This window comes from Cytobacillus praedii (genome assembly GCF_001439605.1).
Classification (GTDB): Bacteria; Bacillota; Bacilli; order Bacillales; family Cytobacillaceae; genus Cytobacillus; species Cytobacillus praedii.
In genome coordinates, this window is record NZ_LMBX01000016.1 from 59,030 (window position 1) to 73,890 (window position 14,861).

General features: G+C 38.0%; 13 protein-coding genes. 11 read left to right on the plus strand and 2 right to left on the minus strand.

Annotated elements, in window-relative coordinates:
- Window positions 1–184: 184 nt before the first annotated feature.
- The 6 genes from dxs to spo0A all read left to right on the plus strand — a co-directional run bounded on the left by dxs (window position 185) and on the right by spo0A (window position 7,927).
- A complete protein-coding gene (gene dxs / locus ASU02_RS16740; protein WP_057765676.1) occupies window positions 185–2,077 on the plus strand; it encodes a 1-deoxy-D-xylulose-5-phosphate synthase in 1,893 nt (630 codons plus the stop codon).
- 2 nt (window positions 2,078–2,079) lie between these two features.
- On the plus strand, window positions 2,080–2,925 hold the full coding sequence (locus tag ASU02_RS16745; RefSeq protein WP_057765678.1) for a TlyA family RNA methyltransferase: 846 nt from the start codon (window positions 2,080–2,082) through the stop codon (window positions 2,923–2,925).
- 205 nt (window positions 2,926–3,130) lie between these two features.
- Window positions 3,131–3,580 (plus strand): transcriptional regulator AhrC/ArgR, encoded by a 450-nt coding sequence (gene ahrC / locus ASU02_RS16750; RefSeq protein WP_057765680.1) that lies wholly within the window; start codon window positions 3,131–3,133, stop codon window positions 3,578–3,580.
- A gap of 201 nt (window positions 3,581–3,781) precedes the next feature.
- Window positions 3,782–5,470: a DNA repair protein RecN gene (recN, locus tag ASU02_RS16755; RefSeq protein ID WP_057765682.1), complete on the plus strand. Its 1,689-nt coding sequence runs from the start codon at window positions 3,782–3,784 to the stop codon at window positions 5,468–5,470.
- A gap of 122 nt (window positions 5,471–5,592) precedes the next feature.
- The gene (spoIVB, locus tag ASU02_RS16760) at window positions 5,593–6,882 is read left to right on the plus strand and encodes a SpoIVB peptidase (protein WP_057765684.1); all 1,290 of its coding nucleotides are present in this window, start codon (window positions 5,593–5,595) and stop codon (window positions 6,880–6,882) included.
- A 256-nt stretch (window positions 6,883–7,138) separates the two neighbouring features.
- Complete coding sequence (spo0A, locus tag ASU02_RS16765; RefSeq protein WP_057765686.1) at window positions 7,139–7,927, plus strand: sporulation transcription factor Spo0A; 789 nt, start codon at window positions 7,139–7,141, stop codon at window positions 7,925–7,927.
- Window positions 7,928–8,021: 94 nt separating this feature from the next.
- Here the strand turns inward: spo0A and ASU02_RS25995 are convergent, their stop codons facing one another.
- Window positions 8,022–8,162: a YycC family protein gene (locus ASU02_RS25995; protein WP_082631843.1), complete on the minus strand. Its 141-nt coding sequence runs from the start codon at window positions 8,160–8,162 to the stop codon at window positions 8,022–8,024.
- A gap of 27 nt (window positions 8,163–8,189) precedes the next feature.
- Here ASU02_RS25995 and ASU02_RS16770 point away from each other — a divergent pair, with 27 nt between their 5' ends.
- Complete coding sequence (locus ASU02_RS16770) at window positions 8,190–8,912, plus strand: glycerophosphodiester phosphodiesterase (RefSeq protein ID WP_057765688.1); 723 nt, start codon at window positions 8,190–8,192, stop codon at window positions 8,910–8,912.
- 36 nt (window positions 8,913–8,948) lie between these two features.
- Here ASU02_RS16770 and ASU02_RS16775 read toward each other — a convergent pair whose 3' ends face one another.
- On the minus strand, window positions 8,949–9,182 hold the full coding sequence (locus tag ASU02_RS16775; protein WP_053476945.1) for a DUF2627 domain-containing protein: 234 nt from the start codon (window positions 9,180–9,182) through the stop codon (window positions 8,949–8,951).
- 160 nt (window positions 9,183–9,342) lie between these two features.
- Here ASU02_RS16775 and ASU02_RS16780 point away from each other — a divergent pair, with 160 nt between their 5' ends.
- The 4 genes from ASU02_RS16780 to buk all read left to right on the plus strand — a co-directional run bounded on the left by ASU02_RS16780 (window position 9,343) and on the right by buk (window position 14,842).
- A complete protein-coding gene (locus ASU02_RS16780) occupies window positions 9,343–11,409 on the plus strand; it encodes a sigma 54-interacting transcriptional regulator (RefSeq protein ID WP_057765690.1) in 2,067 nt (688 codons plus the stop codon).
- Window positions 11,410–11,554: 145 nt separating this feature from the next.
- Complete coding sequence (gene yqiS / locus ASU02_RS16785) at window positions 11,555–12,460, plus strand: phosphate butyryltransferase (RefSeq protein ID WP_057765692.1); 906 nt, start codon at window positions 11,555–11,557, stop codon at window positions 12,458–12,460.
- A 31-nt stretch (window positions 12,461–12,491) separates the two neighbouring features.
- Window positions 12,492–13,589, plus strand: coding sequence for a branched-chain amino acid dehydrogenase (bcd, locus tag ASU02_RS16790; protein WP_057765694.1), 1,098 nt, complete (start codon window positions 12,492–12,494; stop codon window positions 13,587–13,589).
- A gap of 146 nt (window positions 13,590–13,735) precedes the next feature.
- Window positions 13,736–14,842 (plus strand): butyrate kinase, encoded by a 1,107-nt coding sequence (gene buk / locus ASU02_RS16795; RefSeq protein ID WP_057765696.1) that lies wholly within the window; start codon window positions 13,736–13,738, stop codon window positions 14,840–14,842.
- Window positions 14,843–14,861 lie beyond the last annotated feature (19 nt).

The window sequence follows — 14,861 nt, forward strand, 5'->3', positions numbered from 1 at the left end:
ATGTCTTTTGAGTTAGAGGACTGTCTAACTCCAGTGCTTCCCCTGACGTACAGAACGTTGTGTTATTGTCGACCTCGAGCTGCCTCCCAAAAAGGGAAGAACAGCTTTGAGAGTTGCTCATCTTGTGTTGTCAGAGGGCATCAAGGCGCTTCCGCATTTCTAATGAAAGTGAGTGATCCGTTGAATGGATCTTATGAAAATTAAGGACCCTTCTTTTTTAAAGAAACTCTCAAATAAAGAATTGGAATCATTGAGTCAGGATATACGCCAGTTTCTGATTGAAAGATTATCAAGCACAGGTGGCCATATAGGACCTAATCTAGGGGTTGTTGAACTAACAATTGCCTTGCATAAATGTTTTGATAGTCCTAAGGACAAAATTATTTGGGATGTTGGTCATCAATCATATGTACACAAAATTTTAACGGGCCGTGCAGATCAATTTGATACATTAAGACAGTACAAAGGTTTATGCGGATTTCCAAAAATGGCTGAAAGTGAACATGATGTGTGGGAGACGGGGCATAGCTCCACGTCCTTATCAGCCGCGATGGGAATGGCCATAGCAAGAGATCTGAAAAAAGAGAATTCCTATGTTGTACCAGTCATTGGTGATGGTGCATTAACCGGTGGGATGGCTTTAGAAGCCTTAAACCATATCGGTCATGAAAAGAAAAACATGATTGTGATTTTAAATGATAATGAAATGTCTATTGCACCGAACGTAGGTGCTTTACACAATGTCCTTGGGAAGCTTCGGACGGCTGGTAAATACCAGTGGGCTAAGGATGAGCTAGAATATCTTCTGAAGAAGATCCCGGCAGTTGGAGGAAAGCTTGCGGCAACAGCTGAAAGAGTGAAGGACAGCCTTAAATATTTATTTGTTTCTGGTGTGTTTTTTGAAGAGTTAGGCTTTACGTATCTTGGCCCAGTTGATGGACATGACTTCGAAAATTTATTTGAAAATCTAAGTTATGCGAAGAAAACAGAAGGACCCGTTCTTCTTCATGTGATTACGAAAAAAGGAAAAGGCTACAAGCCAGCTGAAAATGATACGGTTGGAACATGGCATGGGACAGGTCCATATAAAATGGACACAGGCGATTTTGTTAAACCAGTGAATACACCGCCTGCCTGGAGCAAACTAGTGAGTGAAACGGTTCGGAAGCTTGCAAGAAAAGATGAAAGAATTGTTGCGATTACCCCAGCTATGCCAGTTGGATCAAAGCTTGAAGGTTTTGCTAGTGAATTTCCAGAACGAATGTATGATGTGGGAATAGCAGAACAGCATGCAGCAACTGTAGCAGCGGGTCTGGCAACACAAAAGATGAAGCCGTTTTTAGCTATATATTCAACATTCCTTCAGCGTGCCTATGATCAAGTTGTACATGATATTTGCCGTCAAAATTTAAATGTGTTTATCGGGATTGATCGGGCAGGTCTGGTAGGTGCCGATGGTGAAACGCATCAAGGTGTTTTTGACATTGCTTTCTTAAGGCATATTCCAAATATCGTTCTAATGATGCCAAAGGACGAAAATGAAGGACAGCACATGGTTTATACTGCAGTCAAGTATGATGATGGACCAATAGCGATGAGATTTCCGAGAGGCAATGGACTTGGTGTGCCGATGGATGAGACACTAACCCAGATTCCTATAGGTACGTGGGAAGTTCTTAAAAATGGCCAGGATGCAGCTATTTTAACGTTTGGCACAACGATTTCGATGGCAATGGAAGCGGCAGGCATATTAGAAAAACGCGGGATTTCCGTTAAGGTCATTAACGCAAGATTCATTAAGCCGTTAGATGAGAAAATGCTTTTAGAACTATTTAAAGAAGATATGCCGATTTTAACCATTGAAGAAGCGGTTCTTCAAGGAGGATTTGGCAGCTCAATACTAGAATTTGCTCATGAAAAAGGATTCCACCATAATGAAATTGACTGCATGGGGATTCCTGATCAATTTATTGAGCATGGCAGTGTAGAGAAACTTTTAGAAGAAATAGGTATGACAACGGATGATGTAGTAAAGCGGCTGAATATTCTAGCAAGAAAAAAACAAAAAAGGGCTTAAGCATGAAAATAAAGAAAGAACGATTAGATGTTTTATTAGTTGAAAGAGGATTAGCAGAAACAAGAGAAAAAGCAAAAAGAACAATTATGGCTGGACTTGTGTTCAGTAATGAAAGTCGTCTCGATAAGCCTGGCGAAAAAGTAAATAGTGATATTCCCTTAAGAATAAAAGGGAAGGTTTTACCTTATGTAAGCAGGGGCGGACTAAAGCTTGAAAAGGCTTTAAAAATATTTAACTTAAATGTGAAGGATAAAGTTCTGTTAGATATTGGTGCCTCTACAGGCGGTTTTACGGATTGTGCTCTGCAGAATGGGGCGAAAATGTCCTATGCTTTAGATGTTGGCTATAACCAGCTAGCGTGGAAGTTAAGGCAGGATGAACGTGTAGTTGTGATGGAACGAACGAATTTCCGTTATGTGACACCTGCAGACCTGACGGAAGGGATGCCGAATTTTGCTTCTATTGATGTATCCTTTATATCTTTAAAATTGATCCTTCCGGTACTTAAAACGCTGCTCGTATTGAATAGTGATGTGGTTGCTCTTGTTAAACCGCAGTTTGAAGCTGGTCGTGAGCAAGTAGGGAAGAAAGGAATTGTCAGGGATTCGAAGGTGCATGAACAGGTTCTTGAAATGATAATCGACTTCTCACTTGGCCTTGGATATAATGTATGCGACATTTCGTTCTCACCTATAACAGGCGGGGATGGCAATATTGAATTCTTACTCCACCTTTCCTGGACTGGAGAAAAGACACTTGGAGATAATTTACTCCAAATGAAACCAAAGGATATTGTGCAGGAAGCTCATTCAGAATTAAAAACAAAACAATCAAATCAAGAGGAATAGGCTGCGGCTTATTTCTTTTTTTTGAGCAAATAACAGGAAATAGTACATGTCAGTCAATAAATATTCCCCCGGAAATTGAAGAAAAATTGTACTTTATAGGGAAAATCAGCTAACATATAGGTAGGATTTAGTGTTTTTTCCTTAAAGCCATGTATTAAATCACGAGCAAAGTCTTATGGAAACAAACATTTACAGAGGTGAAATAATGAACAAAGGACAACGTCATATAAAAATTCGGGAGATTATTGCAAATAATGATATTGAGACACAGGATGATCTTGTTGATGAGTTAAAAAGTGCGGGTTACAATGTAACGCAGGCAACCGTTTCAAGAGATATTAAAGAACTTCATCTTGTTAAAGTACCATTAATTGATGGCAGGTATAAATATAGCCTTCCTGCTGACCAACGCTTTAATCCATTGCAAAAGCTAAGAAGAAACCTGATGGATGCATTCGTTCGAATAGATACTGCAGGTCATCTGCTTGTTATGAAAACCTTGCCAGGAAATGCAATGGCCATTGGGGCATTAATTGATAATCTGGATTGGGAAGAGATCTTAGGAACCATTTGCGGGGATGATACAATCTTAATTATTTGTAAAACACCCGAGGACACAGAATCTATTTCAAATCGCTTTCTTGAAATGCTTTAATTTATTCAGCTTAAGCTCTACTTCTATGGAGATGAAGTAAATCCAAAAGGTACTTACTATCTACTTTTGAATTAATGCATACTGAATAAAGTTAAAGCGCCGGCAAATGCTTCAGACTTTTAAAGGGAGTTACGAGTGAGTCCGATAAAAATCTGGGCGGGAAATATGCCAATGCGCATTTGATATGGGGTGAGAATAATCATGATAACTGAATTATCAATAAGAAATTTTGCAATTATTGAAGCCCTATCAATTTCCTTTGATAAGGGCTTAACTGTATTAAGCGGGGAAACTGGAGCAGGAAAATCGATTATTATTGATGCCATTCATTTACTTGTAGGAGGCAGGGGATCAGCGGAGTTTGTCCGTCATGGATCTGAAAAGGCGGAAATAGAGGGATTATTTCAACTAGATGACCCAAACCATCCATGCTTTGCAAAAGCAAATGAATTTGGTATTGAGCTTGAGGATGGAATGGCGATTTTACGAAGGGATATTTCTAGCAACGGTAAAAGTGTTTGTCGTATAAATGGAAAGCTCGTTACAATTTCAACTTTAAGAGAAATTGGCAGTACAATTATTGATATACATGGACAGCATGAGCATCAAGAGCTTATGGATGAAACAATGCACCTTTCTCTTCTTGATCAATTTGGAGGCGAAAAGATTTCTTCGGCTCTAAATGAATACCAGTACGTGTATCATGCTTATGAGCAAAAGATAAAACAATTAAAAAATCTAAGCGAAAATGACCAGCAAATGGCTCATCGACTTGATTTGATTCAATTTCAGCTGGATGAAATTCGCACTGCTGACTTAAAATTAAATGAAGATGAGGAGCTGCTGGAAGAAAAACGAAAGCTTAGTAATTTTGAACGAGTATATGATTCGCTGCAATCAGGATACAATGGGTTACAAGGAGAATATAAAGGGCTTGATTGGATTGGGCTTGTAATGGGACATATTCAAAATGCTGCAGAACTTGATCCTTCTTATAAGGAATTAGCAGAGTCTGTTTCAAATAGTTTCTATCAGTTAGAAGATGCAGCACGCACGATTCGGAATGAAATGGATTTTCTTGAATATGATCCGGCCAGATTAGCTGAAATTGAAGACAGATTAAATGAAATCAATCAATTAAAGCGGAAATATGGCAAGACGGTAGACGAAATTTTAGAATATGCTTCGAAAATTGAAGAAGAAATAGAAACATTGTTAAATAAGGAAACACATATAGATCAGCTGGAAAAGGAAATTGCTTCTCTAAGGAAGGATCTTTTAATTGAAGCAGATGAACTAAGTGCACTTAGGAAAATTTCTGCACAAAATCTAACAAAATTAATTCACAAAGAATTAAAAGAGCTCTATATGGAGAAAACTGTATTTGAGGTTCAATTTGTCAAAAATACAGAAAGTTTCATGAGAAATGGAATGGATAAAGGTGAATTTTATCTATCCACAAATCCAGGGGAACCATTAAAGCCCCTTTCTAAAATTGCTTCAGGAGGAGAGCTTTCGAGAATAATGCTTGCGTTAAAGAGTATTTTTTCTAAGCATCAAGGCGTAACCTCCATCATATTTGATGAAGTTGATACGGGAGTAAGTGGCCGGGTTGCCCAGGCCATTGCAGAAAAAATTCATAAAGTGGCTGTCAATTCGCAGGTTTTATGTATTTCTCATTTACCTCAAGTGGCTGCAATGGCTGACACACATTTATATATTGCAAAAAATATCATTGAGGGACGAACAAAAACTACGGTTAAATCGCTTAATGAATCAGAAAAGATTAAAGAGATTGGCCGGATGATTTCTGGTGTCGAAATTACTGAATTAACGAAGGAACATGCAAAGGAGCTTCTTCAACTTGCTGAGCAATTAAAGATACATTGAAAAGCTATCCAAAGGAGGATAGCTTTTTTCTCTCTATATCAGTTATAAATGCTCGACTTGCAGGCAAAATTAAAGATGTAGCCATTTGACGTTGTGGATTAGAAGCGAGGAGAGTGAAAAATTTGACATTAAATGTTTTTAGAAAAATAATTGGTGGAATTCTCCTTGTTTCATTAATTGCAATTGGTTTCTCAAATCCCTTTCAAGAATATTTGCATATACCAAATAAGATTACGCTTTTTGAAGGTCAGCATTTTGAAATGGCAAAGGCGAAAATGGTGTCTGCAGAGCTGTCCTTAAATAGTGAAAGCATTGCGCTTAAAGAAGATACACATTCAATCTCCCTGGAAGGAAACAAGCATGGAGAAAATGAGATGTTTTTAGAGCTAGCAGGTTTTCCGATCAAAAAAGTAGATGTAAATGTGCTGAAGGATTTTAAAGTTATTCCAGGAGGCCAATCAATCGGAGTTAAATTAAACACGATTGGAGTACTTGTTGTTGGCCACCATCAGATTGACACATTAGATGGAAAAACATCTCCTGGAGAAATAGCAGGGATTCAAATAGGGGACATCATAACAGAGATAAATGGGAAAAAGATTGAAAAAATGTCGGATGTTGCTCCTTTTGTTCAAGAAGCAGGAAATACAAGCACCCCACTTAAAATAATGCTTAATCGTGAAAATGAAAAAATATCTACTGAATTAACTCCAAAGAAAGATAAGGCAGAGGGTTCATATAAACTGGGGTTATATATAAGAGACTCTGCAGCAGGAATAGGAACGATGACTTTTTACCATCCAGAATCAAGAAAATATGGAGCGTTAGGTCATGTTATATCTGATATGGATACGAAGAAGGCTATTGTCGTTGATGATGGACAAATTGTCCGCTCAACGGTTACGTCCATTGAAAAAGGCAGCAATGGAAATCCTGGTGAAAAACTTGCTCGGTTTTCTCCTGATAAGGAAGTCATAGGAAATATCGTTAAAAACAGCCCATTTGGTATTTTTGGCAAGTTAAATCAAGAGGTTAAGAATGGCATTCTTGATAAACCGATGCCGATTGCTTTATCCCACCAAGTGAAAGAAGGCCCCGCACAAATATTAACTGTTGTGGATAATGATGAAGTGAATCTGTTTGATATCGAAATTGTCAGCACAATCCCTCAAAAGTTTCCAGCTACAAAAGGGATGGTTATTAAAGTAACGGATCCTAAGCTGTTGGCAAAAACCGGAGGAATTGTTCAAGGAATGAGCGGGAGTCCCATAATACAAAATGATAAAGTAATTGGGGCGGTCACGCATGTATTTGTAAACGATCCAACCTCGGGCTATGGTGTTCATATTGAATGGATGCTCCATGAAGCTGGGATTAATATCTATGAGCAGCCTAGAGAAAAAGCATCTTAATAATTAAGGTTCATCAGTTGGAGACAGAAGGAAAGCCTTCTGTCTCTTCATTTATGATATAATGGAACAAAGATTTTTCGACAAAAGTAATGAAATTAGTCGAATTAAGGAGAAAATAAAAGAAAACTAATGATTTTATCCTATTTTTGAGAAAATTTAAAAAAACTAAAGGAATTTCTGTTGCATTGTCGAATTTCTCAATTAGAATAAATATAGATGGCAAAGAGACTAACATGGTTCGAGGAGGAAAGAATAGGTGAAGAAAATTAAAGTATGTGTGGTTGATGACAATCGAGAGCTTGTCGGACTTTTAGATGAATACATTTCATCTCAAGATGATATGGAAGTTGTAGGTGTTGCTCATAATGGGCAGGATTGCTTAGATATTCTCGAGCATGAAGAACTAGATGTTCTTGTATTAGATATTATTATGCCTCATTTAGATGGGCTGGCAGTGCTGGAAAGATTACGGGATATGAAGAAAGCACAATTGCCAAATGTGATTATGCTGACTGCATTTGGCCAGGAAGACGTCACAAAGAAAGCGGTAGATTTAGGGGCATCATATTTTATCTTAAAACCATTTGATATGGATAATTTAGCAAGACATATTCGTCAAGTTAGCGGAAAGACAAATCCGATTATTAGAAAATCCTCTTCGAGCTATCGTCCTCAAGTAGAATCTAAGCCAAAGAATCTTGATGCGAGTATTACAAGCATTATTCATGAAATTGGTGTGCCTGCACATATTAAAGGATACATGTATCTTCGTGAGGCGATTTCGATGGTATATAATGATATTGAACTTCTTGGTTCTATTACTAAGGTTTTGTATCCGGATATTGCCAAAAAATACAATACAACAGCAAGCCGTGTAGAACGGGCCATTCGCCATGCAATTGAAGTTGCCTGGAGCCGGGGGAATATTGATTCTATTTCTTCACTATTTGGCTACACGGTAAGTATGTCTAAAGCAAAGCCGACAAATTCGGAGTTTATTGCTATGGTTGCTGATAAACTCCGCTTAGAACATAAAGCGTCTTGAAAGGGATAGAACCCATGAAATAATAATGAAGAGAGCGCTCTTAATTAGGAGCGCTCTTTTTTACGAATCGTACATATACTTACTACGAACGTTTTTATTGGGTAGTTTTCTTTTCTGCTTCCATCATTTTTTGAATCAATATATGCTGTGGCATATGCATAATTTGTTCAATGGGAAGGTTTAATTTTTCAGCGAGCATTTTTGCTGATTCAGCCGAAATTTGTAAAGTTTTCATGTTTTATTCCTCCAAAGGGGTGATTTAATGACACTTATATTTGCTCATAGAGGGTATTCTCAAGCTTACCCTGAAAATACAATGAAAGCATTTAAAGAAGCAGCTTCAGCAGGTGCAGATGGGATTGAGCTCGACGTACAGCTAACAAAGGATGGAGAATTAGTCGTCATCCATGATGAAAAAGTAGATCGGACTACGAATGGAAAAGGCTTTGTTAAAGATTTTACCTTTAAAGAAACTAGAAAGCTAGATGCGAGTTATAAAAAAAAGAAGCTTTTGCAAAAAGAACCGATCCCTGCATTAGAGGAAGTTTTAGAATGGATGACGACGAATCAAATCATCTGTAATATCGAATTGAAAAATGGAGTATTTCCCTATAAAGGTATGGAAGAAAAGGTACTTGATCTTATTAATACGTATAATTTGAAGGATCGAGTGATCCTATCTTCATTTAATCATTATAGTATTGTTTATTGCTATAGGCTTGATCAAGAGATAGAAACGGCTCCATTGTTTTCTGAAGGACTATATATGCCTTGGGTTTATGCTCAGTCCATTGGCGCAAAAAGTATTCATCCAAGGCATACTGCTGCACCTAATGAATTGGTTAGGGCTTCTGAAGAGTATGGAATAGCTGTAAGGCCATATACTGTAAATAAAGAGAAAGATTTGCAGAGATTTTTTGCAGTTGGATGCTCAGCTGTTATTACAGATGATCCAGTTAAGGCATTGCAAATTAGAGATAGATAAAATGGAAAAAAGCAATCGGCATCTTTGCCGATTGCTTTATTTTTTAAAGCGGTTTTGAACTTTATTTCTTTTTCGATCACGGTAAAGGATAAAGCCGGCGACAAAGCCAAGTCCAAGTAAAAATAAGAGTAAACCCGCAAGAAATTGCATCCATAGATAAGGGAAGGGGCTTTGCAAAATGCCAAAAACCATATCTCTCATCAATTTAATGCCATAAGCTGCTAAAAATCCAGGTATTAATAATATGATTAAAGCAAATATTCTTATCATCAGTAGTTCCCTTCATTTTGTTCTCTTAAAAAAAGTATTGATTTTATATAGAAATTTGTCAAGTACAACAATCATGTTTAAAATAGAAGTATATGAAAAAAGTTGCGTAATAAATAGAAAATTCGTGAAATAAACTTCAAGGTCCAAAGGTGGGTATTACATGCAAACAGTTATGATTGTTGGAGCTGGTAAAGGCGGTTCTGCGATCTTAAAAATAATGAAAGAAACAGAGATGCTGAAAGTCATCGCGGTAGTGGATTGTAACCCCGAAGCACCTGGCATTGAGAAAGCAAGGGAAGTAGGAATTCCAACAGGAACAGATTGGAAGCAATTTATTGAACAAGATATTGATATCATTGTTGAAGTAACTGGCAGACAGGATGTGTTTCTCGAGCTTCGTGAAGCAAAAAAGAAAGACTCCGTATTGATACCTGGAAGTGTAGCCTTTTTAATAGCGGGTCTAATAGAAGAAAAAGAAAAGCTAATTTCAAGTATTGAAAGTGAGACATATAAGCGTGATCTTATTTTTAATACGACTGGTGATGGGATGATAGGGGTTAACCAAAACACAGAGGTTATTCTTTTCAACAGAAGCGCGGAGAAAATGACAGGCATTAAAAGTAAAGATGCGATTGGACGTCCAATTGATCAAATTATTTCAAATACCCGGTTAAAACGGGTAATGAAGACTAGGCGAATTGAGGCAAATCAGGAACTTATATTGAATAACGGATTAAAAGTTATTACGACAAGGATTCCTATGATTGGTGAGAAAAATGAATTGCTCGGGGCGTTTTCCGTATTTAAAGACATAACTGAAGTGATGAATTTAGCTGAAGAAATAACGGATTTAAAGGAAATTCAAACCATGCTTCAGGCAATTATCCAATCAAGTGATGAAGCAATATCAGTAGTAGATGAGAACGGAAAAGGCTTATTAATTAATCCTGCTTATTCTCGTATTACTGGTCTTTCAGAAGATGAAGTCCTAGGGAAACCTGCAACAACTGATATTTCAGAGGGTGAAAGCGTGCACATGAAGGTCCTTCAAACAAGAAGGGCTGTAAGGGGAGTTGCCATGCGAGTAGGCCCAAATAAAAAGGAAGTCGTAGTTAATGTAGCACCTGTCATTGTGGATGGCATCATTAAAGGAAGTGTCGGGGTTATCCATGATGTTTCCGAGATTGAATCATTAAACAGAGAATTGCATCGGGCCCGACAGATTATTCGTACACTTGAAGCAAAATATTCTTTTGATGATATTATTGGACGCTCTGAGGAGATGACCATTGCTGTTGAACAAGCGCGTCTTGGTGCAAAAACACCTGCCACTGTATTGCTAAGAGGAGAATCAGGAACTGGTAAAGAGTTATTTGCTCATGCCATTCATAATGGAAGTGATCGGAGGTACAATAAATTTATTCGTGTTAACTGTGCCGCTTTATCCGAGTCGCTTTTAGAAAGTGAACTTTTTGGTTATGAAGAGGGAGCATTTTCAGGAGCGAAAAGAGGCGGGAAAAGAGGACTATTTGAAGAGGCGAATAATGGGAGTATTTTCCTTGATGAAATTGGTGAGTTAACTGCGAATACACAGGCTAAACTATTAAGGATCTTGCAAGAAAAAGAAATCACTCGTGTAGGGGGTACTAAGTCTATCCCAATAAATGTTAGGGTGATTGCGGCAACTAATGTTAATTTAGAAAAAGGAATTGCGAGCGGAACATTTAGGGAAGACTTGTATTATAGGCTTAATAGGATGCCTATTCATATCCCTTCCTTACGAAAAAGGAAGGAAGATATTCCTTTGCTATGCAATCGGCTTATTCAAAAAATCAATCAAGAATATGGGCGAAATGTAGAAAGTATATCAGATTCCGCTATGAAAAAGCTCATGGAGTATGATTGGCCTGGCAATGTAAGAGAGCTGGAAAATATTCTGGGCAGGGCGATTATTTTTATGAATTACAATGAAATTCAGCTTGAAGGACACCATGTTCCTGAACTGATAAAAAAGGTGAATAATCCGAATGTACAAATGGAAGAGCCAATAAAAACTGATAAAACATTAGCCCAATTAGTTGAACATTATGAGGAAAGAATGATTCTAAAGACCCTTCAGGAAATGGAAGGGAATAAAACAATGACAGCCAAGTCTCTAGGGCTGTCTGTAAGGAATTTATACTATAAGCTTGAAAAATACGGGATTGCAAATAGTAGCACGCAATAATTTTCATGTATGAAAAATGTTGCACGGTAAAGTTATTGTAAAAAAGCGTTTTATCCACATTTTCATTTTGGCACGCTTCTTGCATATTAGAATAATGAGTGTAGCAACATGATATTGCAATAAGTGCTTTAAAGGGGTTGAGACGATGGAATTGGATTCGCTTATACAGAGAGCAACCCAATACGAAGAAAAAACTGTAGCAGTTGCTGCTGCAGAAGATCATGAGGTTATTGAAGCTGTCGCTTCTGCGATCGAAAGGAATTTAGCAAAATTCATATTATTTGGAGATAAGGAAAAAATTCTTCAAATAATGGAAGAGCATCATGGTGATTTAGCTAAAAACCCAAAGCTTCAAATCATTCATACTCATTCACCAGCTGCATCTGCAGAACATGCTGTTAAAGCTGTTAAATTGAATGAAGCGAATGTTTTAATGAAGGGGAATGTCCCAACTGCTACGATTTTAAAGGCTGTATTAAACAAAGAATATGGTCTGAGAGCAGGAAGTGTTTTATCACACGTTGCTGTTTTTGAGGTTCCCGGTTTTGACCGGTTTACAATTCTAACTGATGCAGCAATGAATATCGCACCGGATTTAGAGCAAAAGGCACAGATTACAAGAAATGCTGTCGGAATCGCGAAAAGCATCGGTGTTGACAATCCGAAAGTTGCACCTATCGCAGCTGTGGAAGTAGTTAACCCTGCAATGCAGGCAACTTTAGATGCTGCCGCTTTGACTGCTATGAATAAACGTGGTCAACTGGCTGGCTGTATTGTAGATGGTCCGCTTGCTTTAGATAATGCAGTATCCTTAACTGCTGCTGAACATAAAGGGATAAAAAGCGATGTTGCTGGACAAGCAGATATTCTGCTAGTTCCGACAATTGAAGTTGGAAATGCCCTTTATAAATCCTTAATTTACTTTGCAAAAGCTAAGGTAGGAGCAGTTATTGCTGGGGCAAAAGCACCGATCGTTTTAACATCTAGAGCTGATTCAGCTGAAAGCAAGCTATACTCATTAGCATTAGCGATCTGCTCTGCTTCAAAATAATAGACGTATAATTATTGGGAGGAATTTTAACATGGAAATTTTCAAGTATCTAGAAAAGTATGATTATGAACAAGTAGTATTTTGCCAAGACAAAACATCAGGCTTAAAAGCAATCATTGCTATCCATGACACTACATTAGGACCAGCACTTGGTGGTACTCGTATGTGGACATATGCTTCAGAAGAAGCTGCAATTGAAGATGCATTACGTCTTGCAAAAGGTATGACATACAAAAATGCTGCAGCTGGTCTTAACCTTGGCGGCGGTAAAACAGTTATCATCGGCGATCCTAAGAAGGATAAAAATGAAGAGTTATTCCGTGCATTCGGTCGTTATGTACAAGGCTTAAATGGCCGTTACATCACTGCTGAGGATGTAGGTACAACTGTTGCTGATATGGACCTTATCCATGAAGAAACTGATTTCGTTACAGGTATTTCTCCAGCATTCGGTTCATCAGGTAACCCATCTCCAGTAACAGCTTATGGTGTTTACGTTGGGATGAAAGCTGCTGCTAAAGCTGCATTTGGCACTGATTCTTTAGAAGGTAAAGTTGTTGCAGTACAAGGTGTAGGTAACGTTGCTTACCACCTATGTAAACATCTTCATGAAGAAGGCGCTCAATTAATCGTTACAGATATTAATAAAGAAGCTGTACAACGTGCAGTTAACGACTTTGGTGCAAAAGCAGTTGAGCCAGATGAAATCTACGGCGTTGAATGTGATATCTATGCACCATGTGCACTTGGCGCAACTGTAAACGACGATACAATTCCACAATTTAAAGCAAAAGTAATCGCTGGTTCTGCTAACAACCAATTAAAAGAAGAACGTCATGGCGATATTATCCATGAAATGGGTATCGTTTATGCTCCAGACTATGTAATCAACGCTGGTGGAGTTATTAACGTTGCTGACGAATTATATGGCTACAATGCTGAACGTGCAATGAAAAAAGTTGAAGGTCTTTACGATACAATTGAAAAAGTTATCGAAATTTCAAAACGCGATGGCATTCCTACTTATAAAGCAGCTGACCGTATGGCTGAAGAAAGAATTGAAAGAATGCGTAATTCTCGCAGCCAATTCCTTCAAAATGGCCACCACATTTTAAGCCGTAAAAAATAATAAGCAGTAATTGTTAGAACAAATGATCAGGTCAAAGCGCTAAATTGATATTTAGCGTCTTTGACTCATTTAGTAAAAATAGAGCGGAATTATTCAAGCACCTTGCTTTTAAGGTGCCAGACTGCTTTTTAACTGGAGGTTTAACTGTGCAAGAACAAGGACATCGAATTCTCGTTATCAACCCAGGTTCTACTTCAACGAAAATTGGAGTTTTCGATAATGATATTTCTATTTTAGAAAAAACATTACGCCATGATACTGATGTAATTAACTCATTTGAAAATATTATTGATCAATATGAATTCCGAAAAAACGCTATTCTTGAGACATTGGATCAAGAAGGCTTTAATATATCAAAACTAAGCGCTGTTTGTGGTCGCGGTGGATTGCTAAGACCAATTGAAGGCGGAACATACGCTGTAAATGATGATATGCTTCAAGATTTACGTGAAGGCTTTGCTGGACAGCATGCTTCCAATCTTGGCGGTATTATTGCATATGAGATTGCTACAGCTTTAAATATCCCTTCATATATCGTTGACCCTGTTGTAGTTGACGAAATGGAGCCAATTGCTCGTATTTCTGGTTTATCGAAAATCGAACGCATAAGTATTTTCCATGCCTTAAATCAAAAAGCGGTTGCTCGCAGAGTAGCAAAGGAATTAGGCAAGAAGTACGAAGATATGAACTTAATTGTCACTCATATGGGTGGAGGAATTACAGTTGGTGCTCATAAGCAAGGCCGAGTAATCGATGTAAATAATGGATTGCATGGGGAAGGTCCTTTCAGCCCTGAACGTGCAGGAACTGTTCCTATTGGCGATTTAGTTTCATTATGCTTCTCAGGTCAATACTACCGTGAAGAAATTACGAAAATGCTTGTTGGCCAAGGTGGTCTTGTTGGATACCTAGGTACGAATGATGCAGTTAAAGTAGAAAAAATGATCGAAGCTGGCGATGAAAAAGCGAAGCTTGTTTATTCAGCAATGGCTTATCAAGTTGCTAAAGAGATCGGTGCTGCAAGTGCTGTCCTTAATGGGAAAGTTGATGCGATCATCATTACTGGCGGACTTGCCTACGGTAAGAGCTTCGTAAAAGAAATCAGCGACCGCATTAGCTGGATTGCCGATGTAATTGTTCAACCAGGCGAAGACGAGCTACAAGCTCTTGCTGAAGGTGCACTTCGTGTCCTTCGTGGAGAAGAAAATGAAAAAGTATATCCAGGAAATGTGAATGTAGAAGCTACTGTTTAATAGTAGGGAACTTCTCTTC

Bases quoted from the DNA above. Each gene is read 5' to 3' on its own strand.
- ASU02_RS16775 (WP_053476945.1), bottom strand. From the start codon at position 9,182: ATGATAAGAATATTTGCTTTAATCATATTATTAATACCTGGATTTTTA.
- ASU02_RS16770 (WP_057765688.1), top strand. From the start codon at position 8,190: ATGACACTTATATTTGCTCATAGAGGGTATTCTCAAGCTTACCCTGAA.
- yqiS (WP_057765692.1), top strand. From the start codon at position 11,555: ATGGAATTGGATTCGCTTATACAGAGAGCAACCCAATACGAAGAAAAA.
- recN (WP_057765682.1), top strand. From the start codon at position 3,782: ATGATAACTGAATTATCAATAAGAAATTTTGCAATTATTGAAGCCCTA.
- bcd (WP_057765694.1), top strand. From the start codon at position 12,492: ATGGAAATTTTCAAGTATCTAGAAAAGTATGATTATGAACAAGTAGTA.
- ASU02_RS25995 (WP_082631843.1), bottom strand. From the start codon at position 8,162: ATGAAAACTTTACAAATTTCGGCTGAATCAGCAAAAATGCTCGCTGAA.
- ASU02_RS16780 (WP_057765690.1), top strand. From the start codon at position 9,343: ATGCAAACAGTTATGATTGTTGGAGCTGGTAAAGGCGGTTCTGCGATC.
- ahrC (WP_057765680.1), top strand. From the start codon at position 3,131: ATGAACAAAGGACAACGTCATATAAAAATTCGGGAGATTATTGCAAAT.
- ASU02_RS16745 (WP_057765678.1), top strand. From the start codon at position 2,080: ATGAAAATAAAGAAAGAACGATTAGATGTTTTATTAGTTGAAAGAGGA.
- dxs (WP_057765676.1), top strand. From the start codon at position 185: ATGGATCTTATGAAAATTAAGGACCCTTCTTTTTTAAAGAAACTCTCA.